Below are 25,322 nucleotides of genomic sequence, written 5' to 3'. Positions count from 1 at the left end.
GTCTCGGGCCAACGCCACCCGCGTCTCGGGAAATCTGCGTCAATCGACGCGCCGCTTACGCGCTGCCGAACAAATCGCTCTCGAAAAGTTGTCTCAGCACCTTGGGCAACATCTCGGGAATATCTTCGGAGATCAGGCCGGGGCCGAAGCGGTGGGCGGCATCGGCATGCATCCAGACCGCGGCCGAGGCCGCCTCGAATCGCGGCATGGCTTGCGCCAGCAGGCCGCCGATCATCCCGGCAAGAACGTCGCCTGACCCTGCCGTCGCCAGCCAGGGTGCTTCGCTGGCCGCGATCGAGGCCCGTCCGTCGGGGTCGGCGACGACCGTATCCGGGCCTTTCAGGACGATGACGGCGCCGCTCATCACCGCGGCTTTGCGGGTCCGCTCGAGCTTGGACGCGGACTTGTCGATCAGCGAGCCGAACAGCTTGGCGAACTCCCCGTCGTGGGGTGTGAGAACCACCCCGTGGGGGCTCTCCTTGATCGCGGCGAAGAGGGTTGCAGGCTCTTTGGCAAAACTCGCCAGCGCATCGGCGTCGAACACGATCGAGCGCGGCGGCTCGTCCTCGTCGCTCTCCATCTCGATGCCGGCCAGCACTGCCATGGCGAAGTCCCGGGTTCGCTGTCCGACGCCGAGGCCTGGCCCGAGAACCACGGCGTTCTTGCGGCGATCGGTCAGCATGTCCTCGAGATCGTCCGGGCTGTCGCAGACGCGGGTCATGATGGCGTTGAGGACACTGGCGTGGACGGCAAGCGCGTCCAGCGGCGTCGCGATGGTGACGAGACCGGCGCCGGCGCGCAGCGCGCCGCGTGCCGCGAGGCGTGCGGCGCCCGTCTGCGCCATGGGCCCTGAAACGACGATTGCGTGGCCGCGCTGATATTTGTGGCCGGCGAGGCTCGGCACCGGCATGCGGGAGGCCCAAAGCGCCGGCGCGTTGAGCATCGCCTGTGGATGGATCGTGGCGAGAAGATGGGGATCGAGCCCGATGTCGGCCAAAGACAAAGACCCGCGACGCAGCCGACCGGGCATGAGGAAATGGCCGGGCTTCAGGCGGAAAAACGTAATGCAGGCGGTCGCCTCGACGGCGATGCCGCGGACTGTTCCGCTGGCGCCATCGACGCCGGACGGAATGTCGACGGCCAGAACGGGCTTGCCGTCGGCCTTCGCCCAGGCGTTGAGGCGCGCAATCGCGGCTTTAGCCGGCCCGTCGATATCGCGGGCCAGGCCCGCGCCGAACAGCGCATCGATGACGAGGTCGGCATCGTCGAAGGCGATATCGGCAAGCGCCGTGACGGGCCCGGTCCAGAGGCCAGCGGCGCCTGCCGCATCGCCCTTCAGAGCCAGTCTCTCGCCGAGCAGGCCGACCGTCACGATCAGGCCGCGCTGGGCCAGAAGACGCGCCGCGACGAAGCCGTCGCCGCCGTTGTTGCCGGGGCCGCAGAGCACCGCGACATGGGCGTTCGGCACATGCTCGCCGATCAGACGCACAGCCGCCTGCGCGATCGCCTGGCCGGCACGCTCCATCAACACGGCGCCAGACTGGCCAATCTGCCCGGCGAGGCGATCCACGGCCGCCATTTCGCTCGGCAACAGAAGCTCGACCGGAAAACCTTGGCGGCGCAGCGGGATTTCGGCGGCAGTTAACGTCATTTACAAACACGCGCTCCTGAACACGGCGCTCAAATCCCGCTCGTGTTGACAAGGAATTGGACCGTGGCTACGCAAATAGCACTCCAGATGTTCAGCAATAAGTCGCTTGTGAATTGCGACGCACAGGGTTCAATGAAGCCTCAAACCGCCAAATTCGGGATCGGCCAGATCGTCAAGCATCGCAAGTATGCTTTTCGTGGAATCGTCTACGATGTCGACCCGGTTTTCGCGAATACCGACGAATGGTGGGAAGCGATTCCCGAAGAAGTTCGGCCGCGCAAGGACCAGCCATTCTATCATCTCTATGCCGAGAACGATGACACCGAGTATGTCGCCTACGTGTCCGAGCAGAACCTGCTGGCCGACGAATCCGGCGATCCCGTGCGCCACCCGCAGGTCGACGAGATGTTCACCCGGGCGAACGACGGGGGCTACCAAGTCAAGATGGCACGGATGAACTGACGGTCGGTCCCGGCGATCGTTTCGTTAGATCTGAAAAGGGCGCTCACTGGTCGGTGAGCGCCCTTTTCGCGTCGGCTGGGGCCTTACTTCGCGGCTGCTGGCGGCGCGATCGCGGCGCCACCGGTCGGGCTGGCGGCTGCCGGCTGCTGGCTCTCAAGCTTCTTGCGCTCGTCCTCGGCGCGCTTCTGCAACTCGGCCTGAAGCTTCGCCTGCTGCTCCTGCAGCACCTTCGGATCGATAGCCGGGCCGTCGAAGGCCTTGCCGAAGCCAGCGAGCGGGATAGCGAAATCGACCTGCTCGTTCTTCTGGTTGCGGACGCTGACGTTGAGGGCGGTCGCCTTCTTCATCGACGTGGTCGTGTCGGACTTGACCTTCGCCTCGGCGAAGCAGCCGTTCGGGAAGCAGATCTCGAAGGCGCCGTCGGTGCTGGCGCCTTTGTCGACGGAGAAGCGGAAGCCCGGACGCAGCATCAGGCCGATCGGCATCAGCATGCGGATGATCTTGGTGTCGTCGCCCTTCACGTCATAGACGGCGAGCGCGAGAACCGGCGGCTGATTGGCGGCGGCGCTGAAGTCGCGGGTCGTGTAGCAGACTTCCTTGCCGGCCGTCTGATCCTTGCCGCAAACCTTGGTCCAGTCGTTCTGGGTCGGGACGAGATCGAGATGGCCGCTGCCGGCCTGCTGGCCTGCCGCCGGGGCGGGCGCTGCCGCGGGCGCATCCGCCGCAGGGGCTGCCGCTGGCGTTTCGGTGTCGGCCGCCGGAGCCGGGGCCTTCTTTTTCGGCGGCGCCGCAGCGAGCGGGCTCGCCAGCAGGCAGGATCCGAGAACGGCGAGAGTAAGCAATCGCTTGGACGGGTGCGACATCGAAAGTCCTTTCAATCGGGCGCTCGTCGCTGGAGGAACGAGAGAAGTCGCCGGTGCATCGGTGAGTGAGGAAGCGGGCCAGAGCGCAACGCAGCCGGCCGCCATTGATAAAACGCCACGCTCTTCAACTTGCATTGGGGCGACAAGTTGACGAGGCCGGCCCTCTATAGTCGAGGAGATTGCATCGGGGAAGCCCGCGCCATGGTCACGACGTCATGATTGTCCAACGTTTTGAGCGTTCGAGCCGAGGGCCTGCCGCGACCATCGTGCCGCCAAAGAAAGGCAACATGCCAAACGCTTACGCTGTGTTCTTCCGGCTTTGCTGCAGCTTAGCCGGCGCAACACTTCATGCGAATCAAGACAAGATCGTCTACGAGACTGCACATGGTTAACCTGCTTCGGATCTTCGTCTGGCCGCCACGCGCGATCGTCGCCGCACTCGTATGCGCGATGACGGCTGCCGGGCCGGCGTTAAGAGCGGACGCATCCGAGGCTTCGAGCGGTGCGATCGCCATGTACGGCACCCCGGCGCTGCCTGCGGGTTTTTCGCATCTGCCTTACGCCAATCCGGATGCCCCCAAAGGCGGCAAGCTCGTCGTCGGCTTCGAGGGGACGTTCGACAGTCTCAATCCGTTCAACCTGAAGGCCGGGTCCACCGCGCAGGGCATCAACGGCAACATCTATCAAACTCTGATGACGCGCTCGCTCGACGAGCCTTTCACCCTCTACGGCCTCGTCGCTCAATCGATTGAGACCGACGCAGCACGGTCCTACGCAACCTTCCGTGTCGATCCGCGCGCACGCTTCTCCGACGGGTCCGCGATCACCGCCGCAGACATCGTCTTCACCTTCAATCTCTTGAAGAAAAAGGGCAGGCCGCAACAGCGCGCGGCCTATTCCTTCGTGGCGAAAGTCGCGACGCTCGATGCGATGACGGTACGCTTCGACTTTGCGGGCTCGAAGGACCGCGAGCTTCCGATGATCCTGGCGTTGATGCCGGTGCTGTCGCACGCGGGCGTCGATCCGGAAACGTTCGACCAGACCAGCCTGAAATTGCCGGTCGGGTCCGGGCCCTATCATATCGTCGCGGTAAAGCCAGGGATGCGGCTCGTGCTGAAGCGCGATCTCGATTACTGGGGCAAGGATCTTCCGACGCAGCGCGGTCTCTATAACTTCGACGAGATCGACATCGAGTATTTCCGCGACAGCAATGCCTTGTTCGAAGCGTTCAAGGCCGGGCTGATCGACGCGCGCATCGAAACCAACCCGCAGCGCTGGGCCAGCGCCTACGATTTCCCCGCGCTTCGCGAGGGCAGGGTGAAACGAGAGAGCCTGCCATTCGGCGGTCCGAAGGGGATGGAGGGCTTCGCCTTCAATCTGCGGCGGCCGTTGTTTCGCGATATCAAGATACGCGAGGCCCTCGGGTTCGTTTTCGACTTCGAGTGGGTCAACGCCAAGCTGTTCAGCGGACTCTACACGCGCAGCAAGAGTTTTTTCGACGAGTCGGATCTCGCTTCCGTCGGCCATCCCGCGAGCGACGCCGAACGCAGGCTGCTGGCGCCCTATCCCAATGCCGTGCAGCCCGACGTGATGGACGGAAAGCGCGTGCCGCCGGTCAGCGACGGATCGGGTGAGGATCGCGCCGGCGCGCGGAAGGCTTTGTCCATGCTGGAAACCGCGGGCTACCGGCTCGAGGACGGGCGTCTGGTCAAGGACGGCGTGCCGCTGGCGTTCGAGATCATGGTCAAGGACCGCAACCAGGAGCGGCTGGCGCTGAGCTACCAGGGCGGCCTGCGGCGGATCGGCGTCGACGCCACCGTGCGGCTCGTCGACGAGGTGCAGTACCAGCGCCGCCGCCAAAAATTCGATTTTGATATGATGATCGGTCTGTGGCAGTCCACCGCCTCGCCCGGCAACGAGCAACGCTCGCGCTGGGGATCGGCAAGCGCGTCGCAGGAGGCCTCGTTCAACCTGGCCGGCGCGCGCGACCCGGCGATCGACGGGCTGATCGACGCGATGCTCGGTGCGACCTCGCAGGAAGACTTTTTCACCGCGGTGCGAGCCTATGATCGAGTGCTCCTGTCGGGTTCCTACATCGTGCCGCTGTTTCACGCGTCGGATGAGTGGGTTGCCGCCAAAATCGGGCTCGCGCATCCCGCGGCGTCGCCGCATTATGGACCGCCCGCGTCCGCGACTTTCGATACGTGGTGGAGGACGAGCCCGTGATGCGCCAGGGTCTGCCCAACGGCGTCGCCGTCGATGATCCCGCGCCCACGCGCGGTCTCGACGCCTTGCTTCTTGCGGCGTTGCAGGAGTCGCCCGACACCGTGCTTTTTTGCGACGACGAGCGCAGTGTCAGCGCCCGCGATTTCGCCGCCCGCGTTCAGGGGATTGCCGCGCAATATCGCCAATGCGGCCTGCAGCCCGGCGAGCGTGTCCTGCTGGTGACGGGCAGCACCGTGCAATCCCTGGCGGCGCTTTTCGCAGCGCTTCGGGCTGGCCTCGAGCCGGCGCTCGCGCCCTGCGGTCTCGGGCCCGTGGAGCTTGCAAGCTACGCGCGGGCTGCCGATGCCGTCGCTTTGGTGGGACCGACGCATTACGGCACCCTCGCGCTCGGCGACGCTTATCTCTCGGCGGCTGCGGTGTCGGATACGATCCGGCTGGTCGCGACGCTTGGGCCACAGGCGGTGGACGGTGCGGCCGATTTCGGTGCGGCGGCTCTGATGGAGAATGCTGCGCCGTTCGGTGCCGAGGCCGCCGTCATCGTGACCTTCGATGGCCCGGCCAACACGCCCGCGCCCGTCGCGCATCGTCAGGCCGCCCTGTTTGCCGCCGCGCTGGCCCTGGTCGACCAGGCGCAAATCAACCCGACGAAGCCGATCCTCTCGACGATCGTCCCGGCAACCCTGGCCGGCCTCGTCGCCGGTCCGTTCGCCGCGCTGATCGGCGCCTCGGGCCTCGTTCTCCACGGCCCTTTCGATTCGAAAAGCTTCCTTGCGGCCTATGACGCCACGCTCGGCGCGCATCTCGTCGCGCCCGCCGACATGGGCGCGACTTTGCGCGCGGCCGGCATGAGCGACGGCGATGCATCGCTGATCCTACTGTCGCGCTTTGCGTCCCCGACGGGCTTCGTCCTGCCGCAAGCGCTCGACTGCGCGCGGCTGGTGGTCGATCTCTACGGGTTCGGCGAGGCGGCGGTCCTGGCGCGGCGGCGTGAGGGCGGCCAGGTGCAGATACCGTCCGAGCTGTCGGACGGCAGCCTTCCCGGCCGGCTTGGCGTCGCGCTCAACCGGGCCCGGTCCGAAAGCCGGACGGTTGCGGCCGGACACGGCTGAGGCGTTGCCCGCTGTTTCCCACGGTCTCGTCCGATGCCCGGCTTGCAGAGCGCGTATGATCCATGAAACATCGCTGACAACAACACTGCGTGGGGTGGGCGTACATGGATGAGATCGCGGCTCGGACATCGGTGTTGGATGGCGATGGCGACGCGGCCGATCGCAAACACCGAATGCGCGACATCTTCATCGGGTCGCTTGGCAATCTCGTCGAATGGTACGATTTTTACGCCTACACGGCGTTCGCCCTTTATTTCGGTCCCGCGTTTTTTCCCAACAGTGATCCCGTCGTGCAGCAGCTGAATGCTGCCGTGATCTTCGCGGCGACGTTTTTGGCCCGCCCGTTCGGCGGCTGGCTGTTCGGATACCTCGCCGATCGCCACGGCCGGCGATTGTCGCTCACCATATCGGTCGGCGCGATGTGCTTCGGCTCCTTGCTGATCGCGGTGACCCCGACCTATGCGACCATCGGCTTTGCCGCGCCATTGGTGCTCGCCGCGGCGCGCATCATCGAGGGCCTGAGCCTCGGCGGCGAATACGGCGCCAGCGCCACCTATCTCTCAGAGATCGCCGATCCCAAACGTCGCGGGTTTCACACCAGCTTCGCCTATGTCACGTTGATCGGCGGCCAACTCGTCGCGATCGTCGTGCTGCTTCTGCTGCAAAAAGTGTTTCTGACAGAGGCCGAGCTTAAAGCGTGGGGCTGGCGCATTCCCTTCGTCATCGGCGCTTTGCTTGCTGTGTTCACGCTGGTGATGCGGCGTAACCTCGAAGAGACGAAGGCCTTCAAACAGGCCCGCTCGGACGGCAAGATCGTCACCGCGACGGGTCTGCTGCGCACCCTCATCACCTATCCGCGCGAACTGCTTCTCGTCGTCGGGCTCACCGCTGGCGGTACTGCCGCCTTCTACACCTTCACCACTTACATGCAGACGTATGTACGACTGTCCGTCGGTCTGGCGCCGGATACGACAACGCTCGTCATCTTTTTCTCGCTGCTGTTCGCGGCCGGCATCCAGCCGGTCTATGGCGCGTTATCCGATCGCATCGGACGCAAGCCGCTGCTGATCTTCTTCGGCGTCGTCGGGACGCTGACCACCGTTCCGATCCTCACGTTGATGAAGGATACGAAGTCGCCGTTCATCGTCTTCCTGCTGATCTGCGCGGCCTGGGTCTTCACGGCCGGCTACACGTCAATCAATGCGATCGTCAAGGCGGAGCTCTTCCCGACGGCGATCCGCGCCTCGGGCATCGCCATTCCCTATGCGATCACTGTTTCGGTCTTCGGCGGCACCGCGCCGATGATCGCGCTGCAGTGCAAGGCCTGGGGACACGAGAGCTGGTTCTACTACTACCTCTCCGGGATGATCTTCCTGTCCCTGATCATCTACGCGACGATGCGCGACACCAAAAAGATCTCGGCGATGGAGCGCGTGAGCTGAATGCCGCCGACGCTCGCCATCGCCAACAAGGTCTATTCCTCCTGGTCGATGCGGCCGTGGCTCTTGATGCGGCACTTCGACATCGTGTTCGACGAGGTCGTGATCCCGATGGATCTCGACACGTCGAAGGCGGAGATGCTGCGGCACGCGCCGACCGGCAAGTGCCCGTCGCTGACGGACGGCGATATTGTCGTGTGGGATTCGCTGGCGATCATCGAATATGTCGCCGAAGTTCACCCGACGCTGCCGATCTGGCCACGCGACAAGGCGGCGCGGGCGATGGCGCGCGCGCTTGCCGCCGAGATGCATTCCGGTTTCATGGCGTTGCGCCGCAGCCTGCCGATGAACATGAAGCGCAGCCCGGCGACATTGCGGCTAGATGCCGAGATCCAGACAGCGGTCGATGCGGATGTGGCGCGGATCGAAGCCGCCTGGGCCGATGCGCGACACCGCTTTGGGGCCGGCGGCCCGTTCCTCTTCGGCGCCTTTTCCGCCGCGGACGCGATGTTTGCGCCTGTCGTCAACCGGCTCCAGGTCTATGCCGTGACCGTCGGACCGGAGACCAGTGCCTACATGGCGGCGGTGACGTCGCTGCAGGCATGGCGCGACTGGCAGGCCGAGGCCGAAGCCGAGGGCTGGCGGCTCGAGCGGATCGAAGCGATATGACGATCGCTTCTGCGATAGCTGAAGAAACCCGTCGGCCAGCACGTCGCGCTGGCTGACGAGAGCATTGTTGTGATTGTCAGCCGGTCCGCGACGAACGCTGCGCCTGCTGGTTCCCGACCGTGATGCTGTTGAAGTACGTGATGACGTCGGTCACTTTTCCTGACGCGAGGGTCGCCGAAACCTGCGCTTGGGTCATGCCGATCCCGAGTTGCGCGTTATTGACGTTGATCTGGATCGTCAGCGCGCCGGCCTGCGTGTACGAGGCGTTCCACTGTGTGACGGCATCCTGGAGGTCGTTGACGACGGCGGCATAGTTTGTCCCCGACGTATCAGAAGTCGCCTCGACGATGTCGTTGACGGCTGCCGTCACATCACTCTCGAGCGCCTGCCACTCGACGAGAATATCGTTCAGGCTTTTTTCGATCGCTGTCGTGTCCGTTGCGAGATTGCCGTAGGTCGTCGCGAGGACCTGCAGGGTCGCGACATCGGCGGTCAGATTGTTCATGGCGTTTTCTTTCGCCGTGATCTCATTTTTGTCAGAGGTGATTTGGATGCCGTCCATGGTGATTTCATAAGTCGCAACAGCGACAACCGGACCCATGACAAGCCAGGTCAAAGCGCCGACCGGCCATGCCGCAATGGTTGCCACGACGCCAAGCGTCAATGCGATGCCGTCGGCGATGGCGAGCGCGACAATCGCGGCAGTCAACGATTTGATGTCGCTCTGAAGTTGCGAAATGGCCGTGTTCAAGGCATCGATTTGCTGCTGGTCGGCATTGGCATCTTGCGACGACATCGTCGCAATAGATTGCAGTTGGGTCGCCATATCCGGCAGGGAATTGCCAAAACTCTGGAGCTGGCTGACGGTGCCTTGCACGAAAACGCTGACAGAACTCAGCTGCTGCGAGACGGTGCTGAGGTCGTTGCGCAGGATCTGCAAAGCAATATCGTTATTTGGATTGATGACGAGGGCTTGCGCCTGGCGGAGCGCGTCCTGAAGTAGTGTCGTGATGATGCTGTTATAGCCTTGAACGTCACCAGGGACGGATAGCAGCCGGTTCAAGACATTGTTGACCCAGCCAAGCGCGTCGGACTTCGCCTGCATGTAGGCGGTGGAGTACGAATCCCAATCTGGCGGCGGTGTCGTTAGAGTGGGAAGAGAAGAACTCAGCACCGTGTTCATCAGCGTGTTCACGGCGATCACGTTGGCCTTGTAAGCGGCCTGAACATTGTTCACTTGCGCTGCGTGCAATTTAAACGCTCGAGCTAGGGACATTGCTGAACCTTCCATATCAAACTGGTTGATGTTGACGCGTCGCGGGTGTGAAAGCGGCGGCGCGCGTCAAGGTTGCGTCCGAAATGTTTTCATATCAATAGCTAACTTCTCGATCGTGGAACTGTGCGGCTCAGCCGTTGGTAGGGGGCGACTACAGATCCTGACGTCGTCCCCAGCGACGGCAGGGCGGATGCTATTCATCGATGGGATATCCGGATATTACGGTCGCATGCCTCTTCACCTCATGAAGCTCTGCGTCGGCGTGGAATCGATCGCCGATCTCGAGGCCCACATCGCGGCGCGCCTGCATCTTCGGGGTGTGGCCGGGCAACCACTCGAGCAAATTCACACCACGCGAATGGTGCCGAAACGGCTCCCGGAACTGCTCGACGACGGCTCCTTGTTCTGGGTGATCAAGGGTCAGCTCTGCGCGCGGCAGAAGCTGCTGGATCTGCGGCCGTTCACCGACACTGACGGGATCGGGCGTTGCCAACTCGTCCTCGAACCGATCGTGCGGGCGGTTCTTCCGAATCCGTGCCGCCCGTTTCAGGGCTGGCGTTACCTCAAACACGACATGTGCCCGCGCGATCTCGATGGCGGCCTTGCCGAGGCGGCCGAGATGCCGGAACAACTACGCTATGCGCTCCGCGAGCTCTGCCTTCTTTAGATTGAGACGGTTCAGACCCGGACGGCATGGAGTGTCAGAACAATGCCGAGCCGCTCCAGCATGCGGCGGAAGTCGGCGATGCCGTAGCGTTCGTCTTCCGTGACGAGCCCAAGAACGGCGCCGCTGCCCGGCGCGGCATGCGGAGCGATCGCCGCGACGGCTGCCGCCAAAGGGTCGAGCAGGGGCCGCGTGCCGAAAGCCGTCGTGAGATAGTCCTCCAGCCATGGAAGGTGAGTGCTCGACAGCGTCAGGGCCCCGACGCCCGGGTATCGGCCGTCGAGCTCAGCCGCGAAGGCATCGACCACCGCCTGCGTAGCCGCCTTTTGAAAGAGAAAGGCGCCGCTCTCGACGCATTCGACGAGTGCGGACGCATCGACAAAATGCACGCGCGCAAAGGAGTCGCCGGCTTCGCGCGCGGCATAGATCCGAAGCTCCTGGCTTTCGACCAGCGAACGCACGCCGAGCACGGCGAGGTCCCGGTCTCCTGCCAGGGCGAGGGCCTCGCGGATGGGCGGTCGGACGCCGAAGATCGGCGTGGAGATCTCGCCCTGGAGTTCGTCGAGAACCGTCACCGACGGCGCATTGCTCGCCACGAGGATGGCGGCTGGATCGAAGCCGGCGAGGAAATGCAGAGTCCGGCGAAGGATCGCCAGCAGATCCACCCGCGTCTTGCCGCCGTAGGGGAAGCTCGCGCGGTCGGCAAAATAGAGAATGTCTTGCTGCGGAAAGCGGCGCCGGATCATCGACACGGCGGCGTAGCTTCCGATTCCGGCGTCGAAGACCGCAACGGGGCGATGAAGCCTCGGAAGGCTGGCGTGATCTTTTACGGTCGACATCGGTACCCTTTGGCGGCCATCATCCTGGTCGTAGTCGCGTGCATCAACGGATTTGGCGAGCAGCGAGCCGCCAAGCCGGGTACCCTTCGTCGCGACCCTAAATTAGTGTCACCTCCATGATCCTCGTCGTCGCAAGCCTCCTCATTCTTTGGTTCGCCGTCTCGCGTTCAAATTACCGGCTGCCGGTGGATCCGAAGACGATGAACCGGCTCATTAAGCTCGGCGCCGCGGTGTTCGCGTTGCTCGCGGCCACCGTCGTGTTCCTGCGCGGGCATTTCGAAGTGGCGCTGCTGCTCCTCGGCGGTGCGCTTTGGATGTTCAACCTGGCGAACAGGAAGGTGGTGATTCTAAAGCCGGCGCCCGGTCCCGCGGCGCGGGCGACCTTGTCGCGTGTCCGCTCGGCCATGATCGAGATGGAGCTCGATCTCGGCACCGGGGCGATGCAGGGGCTGATTTTGGCCGGCCCGGACGAAGGCCGCCGTCTCGAACAGCTGTCCCGCGTCCAGTGTGAGGCGGTCTACGCGCTATGCCAGACCACCGATCCGGAAGGGGCTCGCCTGCTAGAAGCTTATTTCGACCGCCGCTTTGCCGGATGGCGTCAGACACGACAGGGCGATCGCGACACGCGGCGGGATCGGGCGCGGCGTTCGAACAGCATGTCCGAGGATGAGGCCTATGAAGTGCTCGGTCTTCCGCGCGGCGCGGCGCGGGACGACGTCGTGCGCTCGCACCGCTCGCTTATGAAGAAGCTGCATCCCGACCAGGGTGGTTCGACCGATCTTGCGGCCCGGGTGAACGAGGCCAAAGAGGTCCTGATGCGCCGCCATACCTAACGCTCCCAACACATAACGCAACACACGTAGAACGGGACTGCTTCGACGGCCTCACAGGAGGCGCAGACCCAAGCAGCTTGGTGGAAAGAACGCGAGCCAAGCTCTTGAGCGCGTTCTTAATTCTTGGTGGCAAAGCACGAGAAGCCGGAATGCTTCAGGGCCTTGCATGCCTCCTCCGCCGAACCGGCTTCGAGGCCGGCGAACCGGGCGCGATACAACGTGCCCGAGCCTTTCTTCACCGTCTCGGTGAAAGGCTTGGCGGCGCCGAGGGTGCCGTGACTCTGGCTCTTGGCCCGGTTCAGAAGATCGGTGGCCTTCGCCATGTCGTCGGTGGCGCCGATCTGAATCATCCAGCCGCTGTGCGCGGCGACGGGCCGTGCGGGCTCCGGCGCCGGTTCTGCCTTGGCGACCTTGATCGGCGCCGGCTGCGCGTCGCGCGCTTCCTTGGCGGCATGACGCATCGCGCGACGCGAGGACGGAGTTGCTGTGGCCTCGCCGACGACATGAGCGGTCGAGCCATCGAGACTGGTGACGCGAGGCCGGATCGAGCCTGTCGCCATCCGGTCGTCGCCCGGCGGTTTCGGAACGCCGGAGACGTAGGCCGGGCGGGCGCGGGGCTCGGGAATCTCAGGAGATAGTGCCGCGACGCGGACGGGGGGGGGCGCCGGTTCGACATGGGCCGGCCGTTCCACGATCGCCGCGGCCGGCTGCGGTGCATTCTCCGCCTCGTCCTCGTTGACGTTTTCGACGGCAGGCGCGGCCTCGCCGACATGCTGGACGACGGGAATCGCTTCGGCGACCTGCTCGAGGGCAGGGTTCTCTTCGACGATGGATGCCGTGCGGACGGTCGCGCATTTGTCGAGCTGTGCTTCGATGAGATCGGCCATGATGCGGTCGCGGCCAAGGCGCGTCTTGCCGCCGACCACCACGGAAACGAGGTAGTGCCCGTTGCGGTTGACCGAGGTCAGGAGGTTGAAGCCGGACAACACGGTGTAGCCGGTCTTGATGCCGTCCATGCCGTCCACGGTTTCCATCAGATGGTTGTGGTTGGGCATGTACTGACCGGCGTAGCGGAACGACGGCGTCGAGAAGTAGTGGTAGTAGCGCGGAAATTTGTCGTGGATGGCGCGGCCGAGCGTGACGAGATCCTTCGCCGTGGTCAGCTGCTCGTCGTTGGGCAGGCCCGACGCGTTGCGGTAGAGGGTGCGCGACATGCCCAAAGCATGGGCCTTGCGCGTCATCATCCGGGCGAACGTCTCTTCGTCGCCGCCGATCTGTTCGGCGACGGCGACCGCCATGTCGTTGGCCGACTTGGTGACGATGGCCTTGATCGCGTCTTCGATGCGGATCGTGGAGCCGGGCCGGAGTCCGAGCTTGGTCGGCTTCTGCGCGGCGGCATGCTGCGAGATGCGCATCTCGGTGTCGAGCGACAGGCGGCGCTTCTCCAGCTGTTCGAACAGCAGATACAGCGTCATTACCTTGGTCAGGGATGCCGGATGGCGCAGCTCGTTCTCGTCGCGGCCATAGAGGACGCGGCCGGAGTTGCCGTCGACGGCGTAGGCGGAGAAGGGCGGCGTATAGGAACCTGGGCGAACATGCCGCGGCGGTGCATGGTCATGCGCCACGCGCTGGTGCCGGGCGTGAAAGATGATGCGGTGCGCCATTGCGGCGCGGCCATGATGGTGATGGCGGGCCGCGGCGGGAAGCGGCGCCAGGCCGCCGAGGAAGACAGCAACACCCAAGCTCGTTAGGACCGCCTGTCGAACGGTACGACGTTTCACTGGCGGCAACTCGCCCATACGCATCAGTCTCCGACCTCAATCCACGAGGCGGCAACGGCGGCGCCTCAGGACAACGTGTCCTGAAAACACGCTAGCGGGGTGGAGTTACTCCAGGGTTAAGGAACCCGTTCGATCTGAACGGAAGCGTGCCGTTCGGATACAAATGTTGCGGTGCAACAAAATGACTCTTGACGCATATTGTGCGGCGCACTATGTTCAAGCCGTGGTTGAAATAACCCACTGCGCGCCGGCTTCAAGCTGGGATGCGCAATCATTTCAATGGGAGTGACAGACATGGCGATGCAGTTCGAAGACATTCAAAAAGCAAGCAAAGAGCAGCTTGAGCAGGCAGCCGCCGCTGCGGCTTCTCTGACCCGCGGCTTCCAGGCGATCGCAACCGAAACGACTGATTATTCGAAGCGTTCGCTCGAACATACGTCGTCCTACATCGAGAAGCTGATGGGCGTTAAGTCGTTGGAGACGGCGATCCAGATCCAGTCCGAGTTCGCCAAGTCGCAGCTCGAAGGCTTCGTCGCCCAGGCGACCAAGATGAGCGAGCTTTACAAGGATCTCGCCAAGGAAGCGTTCAAGCCGGTCGAGACCGCGCTGTCGCGCGCCAAGGGTGCAATGCAGCAATAAGGATAGCGCCGAGGCCGCGACGGCATCGCGCTTTACAAGCTTCAAGCTATTTGAAAGGCTCGACTTCGGTTGGGCCTTTTTCGTTGTGAGCGGCGCTCGGCGTCATCCTTGCTAGGCGACCACCCTGGGGCTCGCGGCGCAGTTAACGGAGGCAGTTTCGCGACACGAAAGCGACATCGAGCCTGGGGGTGCGCGGGAAAAGCAGCCGAGGGCCTAGCAATGCCGCTCGACGCGCCGCATATTTCGAACAGGAATGAGGACGCGCTGAATTGACGGACGGGTTTGTATTGAACGTTGAGAGCGCCGGATTCGTCCCGCTCACCACAGGCGGCGCGCTCGCATCGGGTGAGGCGTCTGGCGCTGTGCCAGGGTTGTCCTTGAATGGCACCACCGCGGCCAAGGAACCGCAGAAGGGTGGCGACGACGACGGTCGAGGCACCGGCACCGCGGTCATAACCCGGACGCGGACTCAGACGCGCCGCCCCGGCATGTACCGGGTGCTCCTGCTCAACGACGACTATACCCCGATGGAATTCGTTGTGGCCGTACTGCGAAAATATTTCAGCAAGAATCCTGAAGAAGCCACACAAATCATGTTGCATGTTCACCAGCATGGAGTCGGCGAGTGTGGCGTCTTTACTTATGAAGTTGCCGAGACCAAAGTAACGCAAGTGATGGATTACGCCCGCAAGCATCAGCACCCGCTGCAATGCATCATGGAAAAGAAATAGAGGTAGAAGCAATGCCGTCCTTCTCCCGCAATCTCGAACAATCGTTGCATCGGGCCTTGGCCGTGGCCAACGAACGGCATCACGAATATGCGACGCTCGAGCATCTTCTGCTCAGTCTGACCGAGGACGTCGAAGCCGCAGCCGTGCTTCGCGCCTGCTCGATCGATCTCGACCTGTTGAAGAAGAACCTGCGCGAGTACATCGACCAGGAGCTCGACAATCTCGTCAGCGACGGGCGGGAAGACGCTAAACCCACCGCGGGGTTCCAGCGCGTCATTCAGCGTGCGGTGATCCACGTGCAGTCGTCCGGCCGCGAAGAGGTGACGGGCGCCAACGTGTTGGTGGCGATCTTTGCCGAACGCGAAAGCCATGCCGCCTACTTCCTGCAGGAGCAGGACATGACGCGGTACGACGCGGTCAATTACATCAGCCACGGGATCGCCAAGCGTCCGGGGCTGTCAGACGGGTCGAAGGGTCCGCGCGGGGCCGACGACGAGGGCGAAGGCCGCGACGGCAAGGACAAAGAGTCGAACGACCCGAAGAAGAAGGAAGGCGCGCTCGACGCTTATTGCGTCAACCTCAACAAGAAGGCGCGCGACGGTAAGATCGATCCACTGATCGGCCGCGAGGCCGAGGTGCAGCGCACGATCCAGGTGTTGTGCCGCCGCCACAAGAACAACCCCTTGCTCGTCGGCGATCCCGGCGTCGGCAAGACGGCGATCGCCGAAGGTCTGGCGCGCAAGATCATCAAGGGCGAAGTGCCGGAAGTGCTGGCGGAAGCGACCGTCTTCGCGCTGGACATGGGCACGCTGCTTGCCGGTACGCGCTATCGCGGCGACTTCGAGGAACGCCTGAAGCAGGTGATGAAGGAGATCGAGAACCACAAGAACGCGATTCTCTTCATCGACGAGATCCACACGGTGATCGGCGCCGGTGCGACCTCAGGCGGCGCGATGGATGCGTCGAACCTGCTGAAGCCTGCTTTGGCTCAAGGCACGCTGCGCTGCATCGGCTCGACCACCTACAAGGAATATCGCCAGTATTTCGAAAAGGATCGCGCGCTCGTCCGCCGCTTCCAGAAAATCGACGTCAACGAGCCGTCGGTGCCGGATGCCATCGAGATCCTGAAGGGCCTCAAGCCCTATTTCGAGGATTTCCATAAGGTCAAATACACGAATGAGGCCGTTAAGGCGGCGGTCGAACTGTCGGCGCGCTACATCCACGACCGCAAGCTGCCGGACAAGGCGATCGACGTGATCGACGAATCCGGTGCCAGCCAGATGCTGCTGCCGGAGCCCAAGCGCAAGAAGACGATCGGCATCAAGGAGATCGAGGCGACCATCGCGACGATGGCGCGGATTCCCCCCAAAACCGTGTCGAAGGACGACGTCGAGGTTTTGCAGCATCTCACCGAGACGCTGGAGCGTGTGGTCTACGGCCAGAACAGCGCGATCGAGGCGCTCACCTCGGCGATCAAGCTGGCGCGGGCCGGCTTGCGCGATGGCGAGAAGCCGATCGGCAGCTACCTGTTCTCCGGCCCGACCGGCGTCGGCAAAACCGAAGTAGCGCGACAGCTCGCCGTCAGCCTCGGCGTCGAACTCGTGCGCTTCGACATGTCGGAATACATGGAGCGGCATACCATCTCGCGGCTGATCGGCGCACCGCCGGGCTATGTCGGCTTCGACCAAGGCGGGTTGCTTACCGACTCGATCGACCAGCATCCGCATTGCGTGCTGCTGCTCGACGAAATCGAGAAGGCGCATCCCGACCTCTACAACATCCTTCTGCAGGTCATGGATCACGGCAAGCTCACCGACCACAACGGCAAGCAGATCGATTTCCGCAATGTCATCCTGATCATGACGACCAATGCCGGCGCTGCCGACATGGCCAAGTCCGCCTTCGGCTTCACGCGCAACAAGCGGGAAGGCGAGGACAAGGAAGCGATCAACAAGATGTTCACGCCGGAATTCCGCAACCGGCTGGATTCGATCGTGTCCTTCGGTCATCTGCCGCCAGAAGTCATCGTCAAGGTCGTCGACAAGTTCATCATGCAGTTGGAAGCCCAACTGGCTGACCGCAACGTCACGATCGAGCTGACCGACGAGGCGCGCAGCTGGCTGGTTGAGAACGGCTACGACGAGCACATGGGTGCGCGTCCGATGGCCCGCGTCATCCAGCAGGTGATCAAGACGCCGCTCGCCGACGAGGTGCTGTTCGGCCGCCTGAAGAACGGCGGCGCGGTCCGCGTGATGGTGACGACCGACGAGGACGGGGTGAAGAAGCTCGGCTTCGTCTATCCCGAGGGCCCGGTGCTGCCGCGCCCCGAGCGCGACATCGTCGAGGCCGGCAAGAAACGTGTCCGTGCCGAACCGGAAGTGCGTCGTGCGAAAGCGCGCCGGCTCAAGGGCGAGGACGGCGGCGACCTGCCGGAGGACGATGATATCGGCCCCGCCGACGATCTGGACGAAGACGAGGTCACCGAGACCTCGGAAAGTGTGTCGGAAAACGACGAGCCGACCAAGTCGGGTCGTATCGTGCCAAACTTTCCGCTGAAGAACTGAGATGTTCCCCTTCTCTCGCAAGAGGGAGAAGGGGATGATCTTGTCATTGCGAGACGAAGGCGAAGCAACCCAGGGGTTGCGGCTCCGCAATCGCGGTTACGGCGCCCCTGGGTTGTTTCGCTCCGCTCGCAACGACGGCCGTGCGAGCGCCGCACATTCTTCCGCGCGAAAACAGTCCGCGACATGGTCGTTGACCAGACCGCACGCCTGGGCGAAGGCGTAAACGATCGTCGGGCCGACGAAGGCGAAGCCGCGGCGCTTCAGCTCTTTCGACATCGCCAACGAGATCGGCGTCGCCGCGGGAATGTCACCGTGGGTCGCAAAACCATTGCGCAACGGTTTGCCGTCAAAGAAATCCCAGAGAAAATCGGCGAAACCGCGCTGCTCCTGGATCGCCAGATAGGCCTTCGCCGAGGCGATCGTCCCGACGATCTTGGCGCGGTTGCGGACGATGCCGGCGTTGCCCATCAGTGCCTCGACCTTTGCCGTCTCGTATCGCGCAATGATCTCGGGCTGGAACCCGTCGAAGGCGAGACGGAACGCGTCGCGCTTGCGCAGAATGGTGATCCAGGAGAGGCCGGCCTGGAAGCCATCGAGGATCAGCTTTTCGAAGAGTGCGCGATCGTCGTATTCCGGCACGCCCCATTCGGTGTCGTGGTAAGCGACATACAGCGGATCAATGCCGCACCAGATGCAGCGGTGTTTGTCTTCAGGCTCAGTCATAGAGATCTTCGGCATAGGCCGGCGGCTCGATGACGCTGTGGCTCGGCAGGCTGATGCTTACGAGCGTCTCGTTGACGGTGATCGGCGTGCGGGCGGCCTCGGCGTCGGCGAGCCGGTCGATGCGCAAGGTCGCCAGGCCCTCGCGCCCCGCGAGCGACGTCAGTGCGCCGAGCACCGTGCCCGCAGCCTCGACCGTGGCGCCGACGGCCGGTGCATCGCCATAAAAATTCAGGCGCACCACGCGCTTCCGCGCCGTGTTGCGGTGGTGCACGCGCGACACCACCTCCTGGCCGACGTAGCAGCCTTTGCCGAAATCGACGCCGTGCAGCAGGTCCATGTTGGCGTCGTGGACGAAGGTGTCGCCATAGGGAAAGTCGACGCCACCCTTCGGCACGCCGCAGGCGATGCGGTGGACCTCGTAAGCCGCGGGTCCATCGGGGTCGTCGAAGATATGCGCGGCCGCGACAGGCGCGACGATGCGGTAGCCGAGCGCATTGTGGCGTGGGTCGCGGAACGCCGGACCCGGCGCTTCCATCAGCACGCTGTCCCACACCGCGGCGACCGCGAGTTCGTCCGAGCGATCGGTGATGACCACCTTGGCCCGCAGCCGGAACATCATCAGCTTCTTGGCCAACTCCGCCGCCTGCGCGCGCACGCAGTCGACGAGAAAACCGTCCGCCTGTTTCACGACGAAGAAATCGAACAGCAGTTTTCCTTGCGGCGACAACAGTCCGGCGAAGCGGGCGCTGCCGGGCGGCATGTCCAAAACGCTGTTGGTAAACATACGGTTGAGGAAAGATTCGGCGTCCTCGCCGGAGACGGCGATCACGCCACGATCGGCGAGCAAGCATCGGGTCATGGCAACGATCTCGACTTTCTCTTGCGAGGCGTTAGGACAGCGGTATCGCTTCCAACGCCGAAAGGCCGCACATGCCGCAGACCTACGATGTTCTTGTCAAAGGCGGAACGCTCGTCAACCACGACGGCATCGGTCCTCGCGATATAGGGATCAGGGGCGGCAAGATCATCGCCCTCGGGACGTTTGGCGCCGAAACGGCCGGCAAGGTCATCGATGCGACGGGTCTCCATATCCTGCCGGGCGTCATCGACAGCCAGGTGCATTTCCGTGAGCCGGGCCTCGAGCACAAGGAAGATCTGGAATCCGGCTCCCGCGCCGCCGTGATGGGCGGCGTCACCGCCGTTTTCGAAATGCCGAACACCAATCCGCTGACGACCGGCGAGACGGAACTCGCCGACAAGGTGCGGCGCGGCCATCACCGCATGCATTGCGATTTCGCCTTCTGGGTCGGCGGCACGCGCGAGAACGCGCATGCGGTCGCCGAGCTGGAGCGGCTGCCTGGCGCCGCCGGCATCAAGGTTTTCATGGGCTCCTCGACCGGCTCGCTGCTGGTCGCGGACGATGAGGGCGTCGCCTCGATCCTCGGCAACACGCGCCGTCGCGCCGCCTTCCATTCCGAAGACGAGTTCCGCCTTGAAGAGCGCAAGCCGCTCCGCGTGCCGGGCGATCCCGCGAGCCATCACGTCTGGCGCGACGTGGAGACGGCGCTGCGCTGCACACAGCGCCTCGTCCGCATCGCCCGCGCGCAGGGCGCGCGCATCCACGTCCTGCATATCTCGACGGGCGAAGAGATGACGTTTTTGGCCGGACACAAGGACGTCGCGAGCTGCGAGGTCACGCCGCATCATCTCACCCTCAGTGCCGAGGATTATCCGCGTCTCGGCACCAGACTGCAGATGAACCCGCCGGTCCGCGAACCGTCGCACCGCGAACAGATCTGGCAAGGGGTGGCGCAAGGCATCGCCGATATTCTGGGATCGGATCATGCGCCGCATACGCTCGAGGAGAAGGCGAAATTCTATCCGCAAAGTCCGTCAGGCATGACGGGGGTGCAGACGCTGGTGCCGATCATGCTCGACCATGTCGCAAATGGCCGCCTCAGCCTGCAGCGTTTCGTCGATATGTCGAGCGCCGGGCCGGCGCGACTGTTCCAGGTTGCCGGCAAGGGCCGCGTCGCGGCGGGGTACGACGCCGATCTGACCATCGTCGACCTGAAGCGGCAGGTGACGATCACCGACGCCTGGATCGCCTCGCGCGCGCCGTGGACGCCCTACGATGGCAAGCCGGTCACCGGCTGGCCGGTCGGCACGATCGTGCGGGGCCGGCGGGTCATGTGGGATGGCGCGCTGGTCGGGCCCTCGAGCGGCGAGGCGGTGCGATTCCTGGAGGCATTTCCGCGGCGCTGAGGCGGTCGGCTCACGCAGAGACGCCGATCGGTTTTAAAGTGGGACGGTGCAAGCGGCGGCCTTCATCATGGTCGTTATTCAACTCGAAGGAGTCGATCTGCTTGCCCGGCGAGCGCTCGATGTGGGTGTGTAGCGTAAAGCCGCCGCCTTCGAGCCGGATGTCCGTTCCAGCCACTCTGGCATCGATAATGACGTCGCTGCACAGGTTGTATGGGGTCAGATCAAGTTCGAAACCGTGTCGGGTGGATCGGAAGCTGGAGATCCGAAGGTCGGCGCGCTCGCGATCGGCGAGGATCGTCGCAAGCTTCACACCATCGGCATAGATGTCGACTGAATCGGGTTCGGTGTTCTGAGGCCGGTGGCACCAACCCGTCAGGGCCGGAGCGCCGTGGGAGTCGATATAGCCCGCCACAGGGGATGCCGTGAGGCGCTTGTATTCACCGCCGGCCTCATCGACGAACTGGTTTATGCGGGGGGTCTGTTCGCATGCCACAGGCACGCCGCAAAAGTCGAAAAGCTCTCGGAGGAAAGCATCCCGATCGGTGGCGGCTTTTTCGAAACTTACCAACAGGACCGGACACGTGAGGGTGGCCGCGGCTCTCAGGTTCTCGTCGAGTAGGCGCCGCGCATTGTTCAGTGCCCGGGCAAACGGAACACCTTCGGCAACGGCCGTCCGATGCGCCATGGCAACCGGATCACGAAAGCAGATTACCGCACGCGGATGGCGGAACAGGGCAAGACCGCCTGGTCCCAGCCGCGACAGAATGTTCGGTCGTTTAAATCCCCATTGTTCATGCGCCTCGTTTCGCTGCGCAATCAACGAAACCAGATCCGCGACCGGAGCTCCCTTCAGAGCAAACTTCCAAGAGGTCGGATGGCGGGCCGCTTGTTGCGGTCGCGCAAGCCAAGAGTTCTTTTTTTCCATCATGTAAGCAATGTGCACGTCCTCGAAACACGCGTTGTCGAGGGCGTCACCTAGCCATACGCGCGCGCCGCACAGCGCAGCTGCGATCAAGGATGTACCGCTTCGCGACGGGCCGGAGACGATGATGGTGTTGTCGGACGGAGGGGTTCCCGCGGCTTCGTTCAGCCTGATGCATCCATTTTGCACAGATTTTGTCCGCTCCATGATCCCGGAGCGACTAAGCCAGCCAGCTTCTATCCCATCAAATCACAAATATGGGAAATTTTCTCACAAATTAGTCATGTGTTGGCACGTCATATAGTAAAGAATTCAGTAATTTAGCTCACGTCGCCCCAAAACGGTTCTCGACTTCCTTGGCGATCTGCGAACCCTCGGCCAGAAACCGTTCGATGATCAGATGGGCGTTGACGGTGCAGGTTCGGTAGGACAGCGCGTAGCCCTCGATGCCGCGGTTGAACGCGCCGGCCAGCCGCTCCTTGCGGATTGCGGTCGTGCCTTCGGCATCCAGAAGGGTCTGCATGCGCTTGTGCCAGGCGTCGGCATCTTTGTCGCCGCAAAGCCCCCGCAGGTAGGTCAAAGCCCCCAGGATCTCGGCGAGCCGCAGCAGCTGCGGGTCGTAGGGTTTGACGTCCGTCGGCGCCGCGGGCGCCGGCGCAGCGGGCGGCGCGTGCTCGGCGGCCCCGACGGGCGTCGCCATCGCGACGGCGAGCCCGATGGCGGCGACCAAAAAGGCCGGCTTCAGCACGGCACGCCGTGCGCTTCGGCGATCTCCCAGGCCGCGTCGAGCAACGGCGGCAGATGATCGGTCACCGGCAGGCGCAGCAGTTCGTTGCGGTCCACCCAGACGACAGCTTGGGCCTCCGGACCGATCACGCCTTCGCCGGCGACCCAGGCCCCGACGAAGGAGGCGATGACGTAATGGTGCTTCACGACATCCTGGGCATCACGCTCGATGACCTCGACGTGGCGATTGAAGCCGAGGATGCGCGAGGTAACGCCGACCTCTTCCATCATTTCGCGCAACGCCGCCTGTTCCAGCGTCTCGCCGACCTCGACGAGGCCGCCGGGCAGCGTGAAGCGGTTTTCCAGCGGCGGCACGAAGCGCTGCGCCAGCAGGACGCGGTTGTCGCGGAACACGGCAAGGCTGGCGGCAAGCAGAGGCCGCTGCGGATAGATCCGGCTGCGGGTCATGGCGCGAGCCGGGTCTTCGACCAGCCGTCGTCGACGGTGTCACGCGCGAAAAGAATGCGATCGTGCAGGCGATGCGCGCCGTCCGACCAGAACTCGATCGCCGTCGGCTTGATCCGAAAGCCGCTCCAATGCGGCGGCCGCGGGATCATCTCGCCGGGATGCTTGGCATCGTAGGTGGCGAACGCCGCCTCGAGTTCCGCGCGATCTTTCAGCGGCTGCGACTGCGGGCTGGCCCAGGCGCCGATCCGGCTTTGTCGCGGCCGGCTGTCATAATAGGCGTCGGCTTCAGCATCGCTCACGACCTCGATCGGTCCGCGGATGCGGATCTGGCGGCGCAGGCTCTTCCAGTGAAACAGGGCCGCCGCCTTCATCGAGGCCTGCAGCTCGCGGCCCTTGGCGCTTTCGAAGTTCGTGTAGAATACGAACCCGCGCCGATCCACGCCCTTCAGCAGCACCATCCTGACGTCCGGCAGGCCGTCGCCGTCGACGGTCGAGAGCGCCATCGCGGTCGGATCGTTGGGTTCGCCGATACGCGCGTCCTCCTGCCACGCCTCGAACAGAACGAAAGGATCGTCGGCCAAAGTAAAGTCACGGCTCTTTAACACGTTCAATTGTACACTTCCGATCAAGAATTGTCCGAGTAGGTACCTGCGTGCAACACGTCCCTCAGCATAGCCCAGCACGCGGCGCCCCGGTAGGGGCCGCGCCACCTTTGGTCTTGTATCGTAGCCTCGCCGCCGTCGGGGGCTGCCTGATTTTGGCGATGGTCGGCGGCGGCTGCTCGATGTCGTTTCCGATCGCGTCGATGAATCCGCGGGCGGATGAAACGACGGGATCGATCAAGCCGGCCGTTGGCAAGATCGCCGACGAAGAAGACCGCCGTCGCGCGACGGCTGCGCTGTCGACGGCGCTGGATCCCCAGGGCGACGGCCGACTGGTGCGATGGGAAAACCCGACGACCGGCAACAAGGGCTCGTTCACGGCGGTGGGGCACGCCTATCCCGCCGATGCCCGCGTCTGCCGCGCCTTTCTCGGAACGGTACAGCAGACGGGCGACGACAAGGCGATCCAGGGAACCGCATGCACCGTCGCTGCGGGCGAATGGGCGATCACCGAAACTAAGCTTTTCAAGAAGAGCTGATCCGAAGCCGCCATATATCTTGCGACTCTGCGGTCACATCCCACATGATGAGCGAGACATTACGCCTGCGCCCGAAGCGGGCAGGCGTTGGAGTGGGCTCTTAAGCAATGCGTGATCCTTATACCGTTTTAGGCGTGCCGAAGGCGGCGACGGCGGCTGACATCAAGAAGGCCTTCCGTCGGCTCGCCAAGAAATACCATCCCGACCAGAGCACCGAACCGAAGGCCAAGGACAAGTTCGCCGAGGTCGGCTCGGCCTATGAGATTCTCGGCGACGAGAAGAAGCGCGGCGCTTTCGATCGCGGCGAGATCGACGCCGAAGGCAAGCCGAAGTTCCACGGATTCGACGGATTCGGTGGTGGTGCCGATCCGCGTCGGGGCGGTGGCGCCAATGCCGAACACTTCGAATTCAATTTTGGCGGCGGCGGCCGTCCCGGTCGCGGCGCCGGCGCCGGCGCCGGCGCCCAAGGCTTCGACGCCAGCGACATTTTTGCCGACCTGTTCGGCGGTCGCGGTGCCGGCAGGCAGCCTGGCGGCCAGTCGCAGGCCCAGGCCAAGGGCGAGGACGTGCAGGCGGCCGTGACGGTTTCGCTCGCCGACAGCGTTCACGGCACGAAGGCGCGCGTCAGCCTGCCTACAGGCCGCGATCTCGAAGTGTCGATTCCTGCGGGTATCGAGGAAGGCAAGCAGATGCGGCTGAAGGGGCAGGGCCAGCCGAGCCCCTGGGGCGGCCCGGCGGGCGACGCGATCGTGACCATTCATATTGCCAAGCACCCGCTGTTTCGCATCGAGGGCCACGATCTTCGGCTTGACCTGCCGATCACGCTCTATGAGGCCGTGCTGGGGGCGAAGGTCAACGTGCCGACGCTCGAAAATGCCGTCGAACTCGGGATTCCGGCCGGGACGACCGGCGCGCGCACGCTGCGTCTGCGTGGCAAGGGCCTGCCCGACGGCAAGGCGGCGCGCGGCGATCTTCTGGTCGCCTTACGGATCGTTCTGCCGGACGATGCCAAGAGCGAGCTCGAAGCCGTAGCCAAAGCGCTTGCCGACAAGCACCCCTACGATCCGCGCAAGGCCTTGGGCTAGCGAGCGTCAGCGTGCGACTGGCTAATCCGGCCCGTCGGCGGCATCTTCGTCCGCCTGCAGAGCCCTCGCGATGGCGTTGAGGCGATGGAGGGGCGGCGTGCCGCTGAGCGCGTAGGCCACGCCACGGCGTCGCCACATAACGTGATCATCCGCCGCCGCGAGAGCGGCATCGATGCGGGCAGCCCCAGGAAGCTTGGACGCGCGCAGCACGAGATGTTCGCCGGCGGTGTTCTCATAGGCAAAGAC

25 protein-coding genes are annotated in these 25,322 nt (G+C 63.9%); 13 read left to right on the top strand and 12 right to left on the bottom strand.

Annotated features, from left to right (window positions below; translation table 11 throughout):
• Positions 1 to 55: 55 nt before the first annotated feature.
• Positions 56 to 1,651, bottom strand: coding sequence for an NAD(P)H-hydrate dehydratase (locus GSQ79_RS09075; protein WP_158808394.1), 1,596 nt, complete (start codon positions 1,649 to 1,651; stop codon positions 56 to 58).
• A 132-nt stretch (positions 1,652 to 1,783) separates the two neighbouring features.
• Here GSQ79_RS09075 and hspQ point away from each other — a divergent pair, with 132 nt between their 5' ends.
• Complete coding sequence (gene hspQ / locus GSQ79_RS09070; RefSeq protein WP_158808393.1) at positions 1,784 to 2,113, top strand: heat shock protein HspQ; 330 nt, start codon at positions 1,784 to 1,786, stop codon at positions 2,111 to 2,113.
• A gap of 83 nt (positions 2,114 to 2,196) precedes the next feature.
• Here the strand turns inward: hspQ and GSQ79_RS09065 are convergent, their stop codons facing one another.
• Positions 2,197 to 2,976: an invasion associated locus B family protein gene (locus GSQ79_RS09065; protein ID WP_158808392.1), complete on the bottom strand. Its 780-nt coding sequence runs from the start codon at positions 2,974 to 2,976 to the stop codon at positions 2,197 to 2,199.
• Positions 2,977 to 3,360: 384 nt separating this feature from the next.
• Between GSQ79_RS09065 and GSQ79_RS09060 the strand changes: the two genes are divergently transcribed.
• From GSQ79_RS09060 to GSQ79_RS09045, 4 genes are all read left to right on the top strand, one after another.
• A complete protein-coding gene (locus tag GSQ79_RS09060) occupies positions 3,361 to 5,202 on the top strand; it encodes an extracellular solute-binding protein (protein WP_246725218.1) in 1,842 nt (613 codons plus the stop codon).
• A complete protein-coding gene (locus GSQ79_RS09055) occupies positions 5,202 to 6,311 on the top strand; it encodes an AMP-binding protein (RefSeq protein ID WP_246725220.1) in 1,110 nt (369 codons plus the stop codon). Before GSQ79_RS09060 ends, GSQ79_RS09055 begins: the two co-directional genes overlap by 1 nt.
• 104 nt (positions 6,312 to 6,415) lie before the next feature.
• Positions 6,416 to 7,753, top strand: a complete 1,338-nt coding sequence (locus GSQ79_RS09050; protein ID WP_158808390.1) for an MFS transporter — start codon at positions 6,416 to 6,418, stop codon at positions 7,751 to 7,753.
• Positions 7,754 to 8,419, top strand: coding sequence for a glutathione S-transferase family protein (locus GSQ79_RS09045; RefSeq protein ID WP_158808389.1), 666 nt, complete (start codon positions 7,754 to 7,756; stop codon positions 8,417 to 8,419).
• A 76-nt stretch (positions 8,420 to 8,495) separates the two neighbouring features.
• Here GSQ79_RS09045 and GSQ79_RS09040 read toward each other — a convergent pair whose 3' ends face one another.
• Positions 8,496 to 9,710, bottom strand: a complete 1,215-nt coding sequence (locus tag GSQ79_RS09040; protein ID WP_210253042.1) for a hypothetical protein — start codon at positions 9,708 to 9,710, stop codon at positions 8,496 to 8,498.
• A gap of 214 nt (positions 9,711 to 9,924) precedes the next feature.
• Between GSQ79_RS09040 and GSQ79_RS09035 the strand changes: the two genes are divergently transcribed.
• The gene (locus GSQ79_RS09035; RefSeq protein WP_158808387.1) at positions 9,925 to 10,362 is read left to right on the top strand and encodes a DUF1489 family protein; all 438 of its coding nucleotides are present in this window, start codon (positions 9,925 to 9,927) and stop codon (positions 10,360 to 10,362) included.
• Between the two features lie 11 nt (positions 10,363 to 10,373).
• Here GSQ79_RS09035 and GSQ79_RS09030 read toward each other — a convergent pair whose 3' ends face one another.
• Positions 10,374 to 11,198 carry a glutamate racemase gene (locus GSQ79_RS09030; protein WP_158808386.1) on the bottom strand — a complete coding sequence of 275 codons (825 nt, stop codon included), beginning with the start codon at positions 11,196 to 11,198 and terminating at the stop codon, positions 10,374 to 10,376.
• Between the two features lie 200 nt (positions 11,199 to 11,398).
• Here GSQ79_RS09030 and GSQ79_RS09025 point away from each other — a divergent pair, with 200 nt between their 5' ends.
• Entirely contained in the window at positions 11,399 to 12,031 is a 633-nt protein-coding gene (locus GSQ79_RS09025) for a DnaJ domain-containing protein (RefSeq protein WP_158808385.1), read from the top strand.
• Positions 12,032 to 12,147: 116 nt separating this feature from the next.
• On the opposite strand, the gene GSQ79_RS09020 is transcribed toward GSQ79_RS09025, so the two are convergent.
• Positions 12,148 to 13,773 (bottom strand): D-alanyl-D-alanine carboxypeptidase, encoded by a 1,626-nt coding sequence (locus GSQ79_RS09020; RefSeq protein WP_246725217.1) that lies wholly within the window; start codon positions 13,771 to 13,773, stop codon positions 12,148 to 12,150.
• 333 nt (positions 13,774 to 14,106) lie between these two features.
• Here GSQ79_RS09020 and GSQ79_RS09015 point away from each other — a divergent pair, with 333 nt between their 5' ends.
• The 3 genes from GSQ79_RS09015 to clpA all read left to right on the top strand — a co-directional run bounded on the left by GSQ79_RS09015 (position 14,107) and on the right by clpA (position 17,746).
• The gene (locus GSQ79_RS09015) at positions 14,107 to 14,451 is read left to right on the top strand and encodes a phasin family protein (protein WP_158808384.1); all 345 of its coding nucleotides are present in this window, start codon (positions 14,107 to 14,109) and stop codon (positions 14,449 to 14,451) included.
• Positions 14,452 to 14,813: 362 nt separating this feature from the next.
• Positions 14,814 to 15,182 carry an ATP-dependent Clp protease adapter ClpS gene (clpS, locus tag GSQ79_RS09010; protein WP_246725219.1) on the top strand — a complete coding sequence of 123 codons (369 nt, stop codon included), beginning with the start codon at positions 14,814 to 14,816 and terminating at the stop codon, positions 15,180 to 15,182.
• A gap of 11 nt (positions 15,183 to 15,193) precedes the next feature.
• Entirely contained in the window at positions 15,194 to 17,746 is a 2,553-nt protein-coding gene (gene clpA, locus GSQ79_RS09005; RefSeq protein ID WP_158808383.1) for an ATP-dependent Clp protease ATP-binding subunit ClpA, read from the top strand.
• Positions 17,747 to 17,842: 96 nt separating this feature from the next.
• On the opposite strand, the gene GSQ79_RS09000 is transcribed toward clpA, so the two are convergent.
• Together GSQ79_RS09000 and GSQ79_RS08995 are read right to left on the bottom strand one after the other, a co-directional pair.
• The gene (locus tag GSQ79_RS09000; RefSeq protein WP_158808382.1) at positions 17,843 to 18,469 is read right to left on the bottom strand and encodes a DNA-3-methyladenine glycosylase I; all 627 of its coding nucleotides are present in this window, start codon (positions 18,467 to 18,469) and stop codon (positions 17,843 to 17,845) included.
• On the bottom strand, positions 18,462 to 19,328 hold the full coding sequence (locus tag GSQ79_RS08995) for a folate-binding protein YgfZ (RefSeq protein WP_158808381.1): 867 nt from the start codon (positions 19,326 to 19,328) through the stop codon (positions 18,462 to 18,464). The genes GSQ79_RS09000 and GSQ79_RS08995 overlap by 8 nt, the downstream gene beginning before the upstream one ends.
• 71 nt (positions 19,329 to 19,399) lie before the next feature.
• Here GSQ79_RS08995 and GSQ79_RS08990 point away from each other — a divergent pair, with 71 nt between their 5' ends.
• Positions 19,400 to 20,734 (top strand): dihydroorotase, encoded by a 1,335-nt coding sequence (locus tag GSQ79_RS08990; RefSeq protein WP_158808380.1) that lies wholly within the window; start codon positions 19,400 to 19,402, stop codon positions 20,732 to 20,734.
• A 10-nt stretch (positions 20,735 to 20,744) separates the two neighbouring features.
• On the opposite strand, the gene GSQ79_RS08985 is transcribed toward GSQ79_RS08990, so the two are convergent.
• The 4 genes from GSQ79_RS08985 to pdxH all read right to left on the bottom strand — a co-directional run bounded on the left by GSQ79_RS08985 (position 20,745) and on the right by pdxH (position 23,461).
• A complete protein-coding gene (locus tag GSQ79_RS08985) occupies positions 20,745 to 21,863 on the bottom strand; it encodes a hypothetical protein (protein ID WP_158808379.1) in 1,119 nt (372 codons plus the stop codon).
• A 118-nt stretch (positions 21,864 to 21,981) separates the two neighbouring features.
• On the bottom strand, positions 21,982 to 22,404 hold the full coding sequence (locus tag GSQ79_RS08980) for a TIGR02301 family protein (protein WP_246725216.1): 423 nt from the start codon (positions 22,402 to 22,404) through the stop codon (positions 21,982 to 21,984).
• On the bottom strand, positions 22,398 to 22,850 hold the full coding sequence (locus GSQ79_RS08975) for an NUDIX hydrolase (protein WP_158808378.1): 453 nt from the start codon (positions 22,848 to 22,850) through the stop codon (positions 22,398 to 22,400). Before GSQ79_RS08975 ends, GSQ79_RS08980 begins: the two co-directional genes overlap by 7 nt.
• Entirely contained in the window at positions 22,847 to 23,461 is a 615-nt protein-coding gene (gene pdxH / locus GSQ79_RS08970; protein ID WP_158808377.1) for a pyridoxamine 5'-phosphate oxidase, read from the bottom strand. Before pdxH ends, GSQ79_RS08975 begins: the two co-directional genes overlap by 4 nt.
• Before the next feature lie 101 nt (positions 23,462 to 23,562).
• On the opposite strand from pdxH, the gene GSQ79_RS08965 reads away from it, so the two are divergent.
• Positions 23,563 to 23,991 carry an RT0821/Lpp0805 family surface protein gene (locus GSQ79_RS08965; RefSeq protein WP_246725215.1) on the top strand — a complete coding sequence of 143 codons (429 nt, stop codon included), beginning with the start codon at positions 23,563 to 23,565 and terminating at the stop codon, positions 23,989 to 23,991.
• A gap of 107 nt (positions 23,992 to 24,098) precedes the next feature.
• Positions 24,099 to 25,076, top strand: coding sequence for a DnaJ C-terminal domain-containing protein (locus tag GSQ79_RS08960; protein WP_158808376.1), 978 nt, complete (start codon positions 24,099 to 24,101; stop codon positions 25,074 to 25,076).
• A gap of 21 nt (positions 25,077 to 25,097) precedes the next feature.
• On the opposite strand, the gene GSQ79_RS08955 is transcribed toward GSQ79_RS08960, so the two are convergent.
• Positions 25,098 to 25,322, bottom strand: a 225-nt coding sequence (locus GSQ79_RS08955; RefSeq protein ID WP_158808375.1) for a hypothetical protein, incomplete at its 5' end; no start/stop codon positions are given.

Origin of the sequence: Beijerinckia sp. L45 (genome assembly GCF_009765775.1) — a bacterium.
Taxonomy (GTDB): domain Bacteria; phylum Pseudomonadota; class Alphaproteobacteria; order Rhizobiales; family Beijerinckiaceae; genus RH-AL1.
Note: the sequence above shows the minus strand (reverse complement) of the source record. Positions and strands in the feature narration are given on the sequence as shown.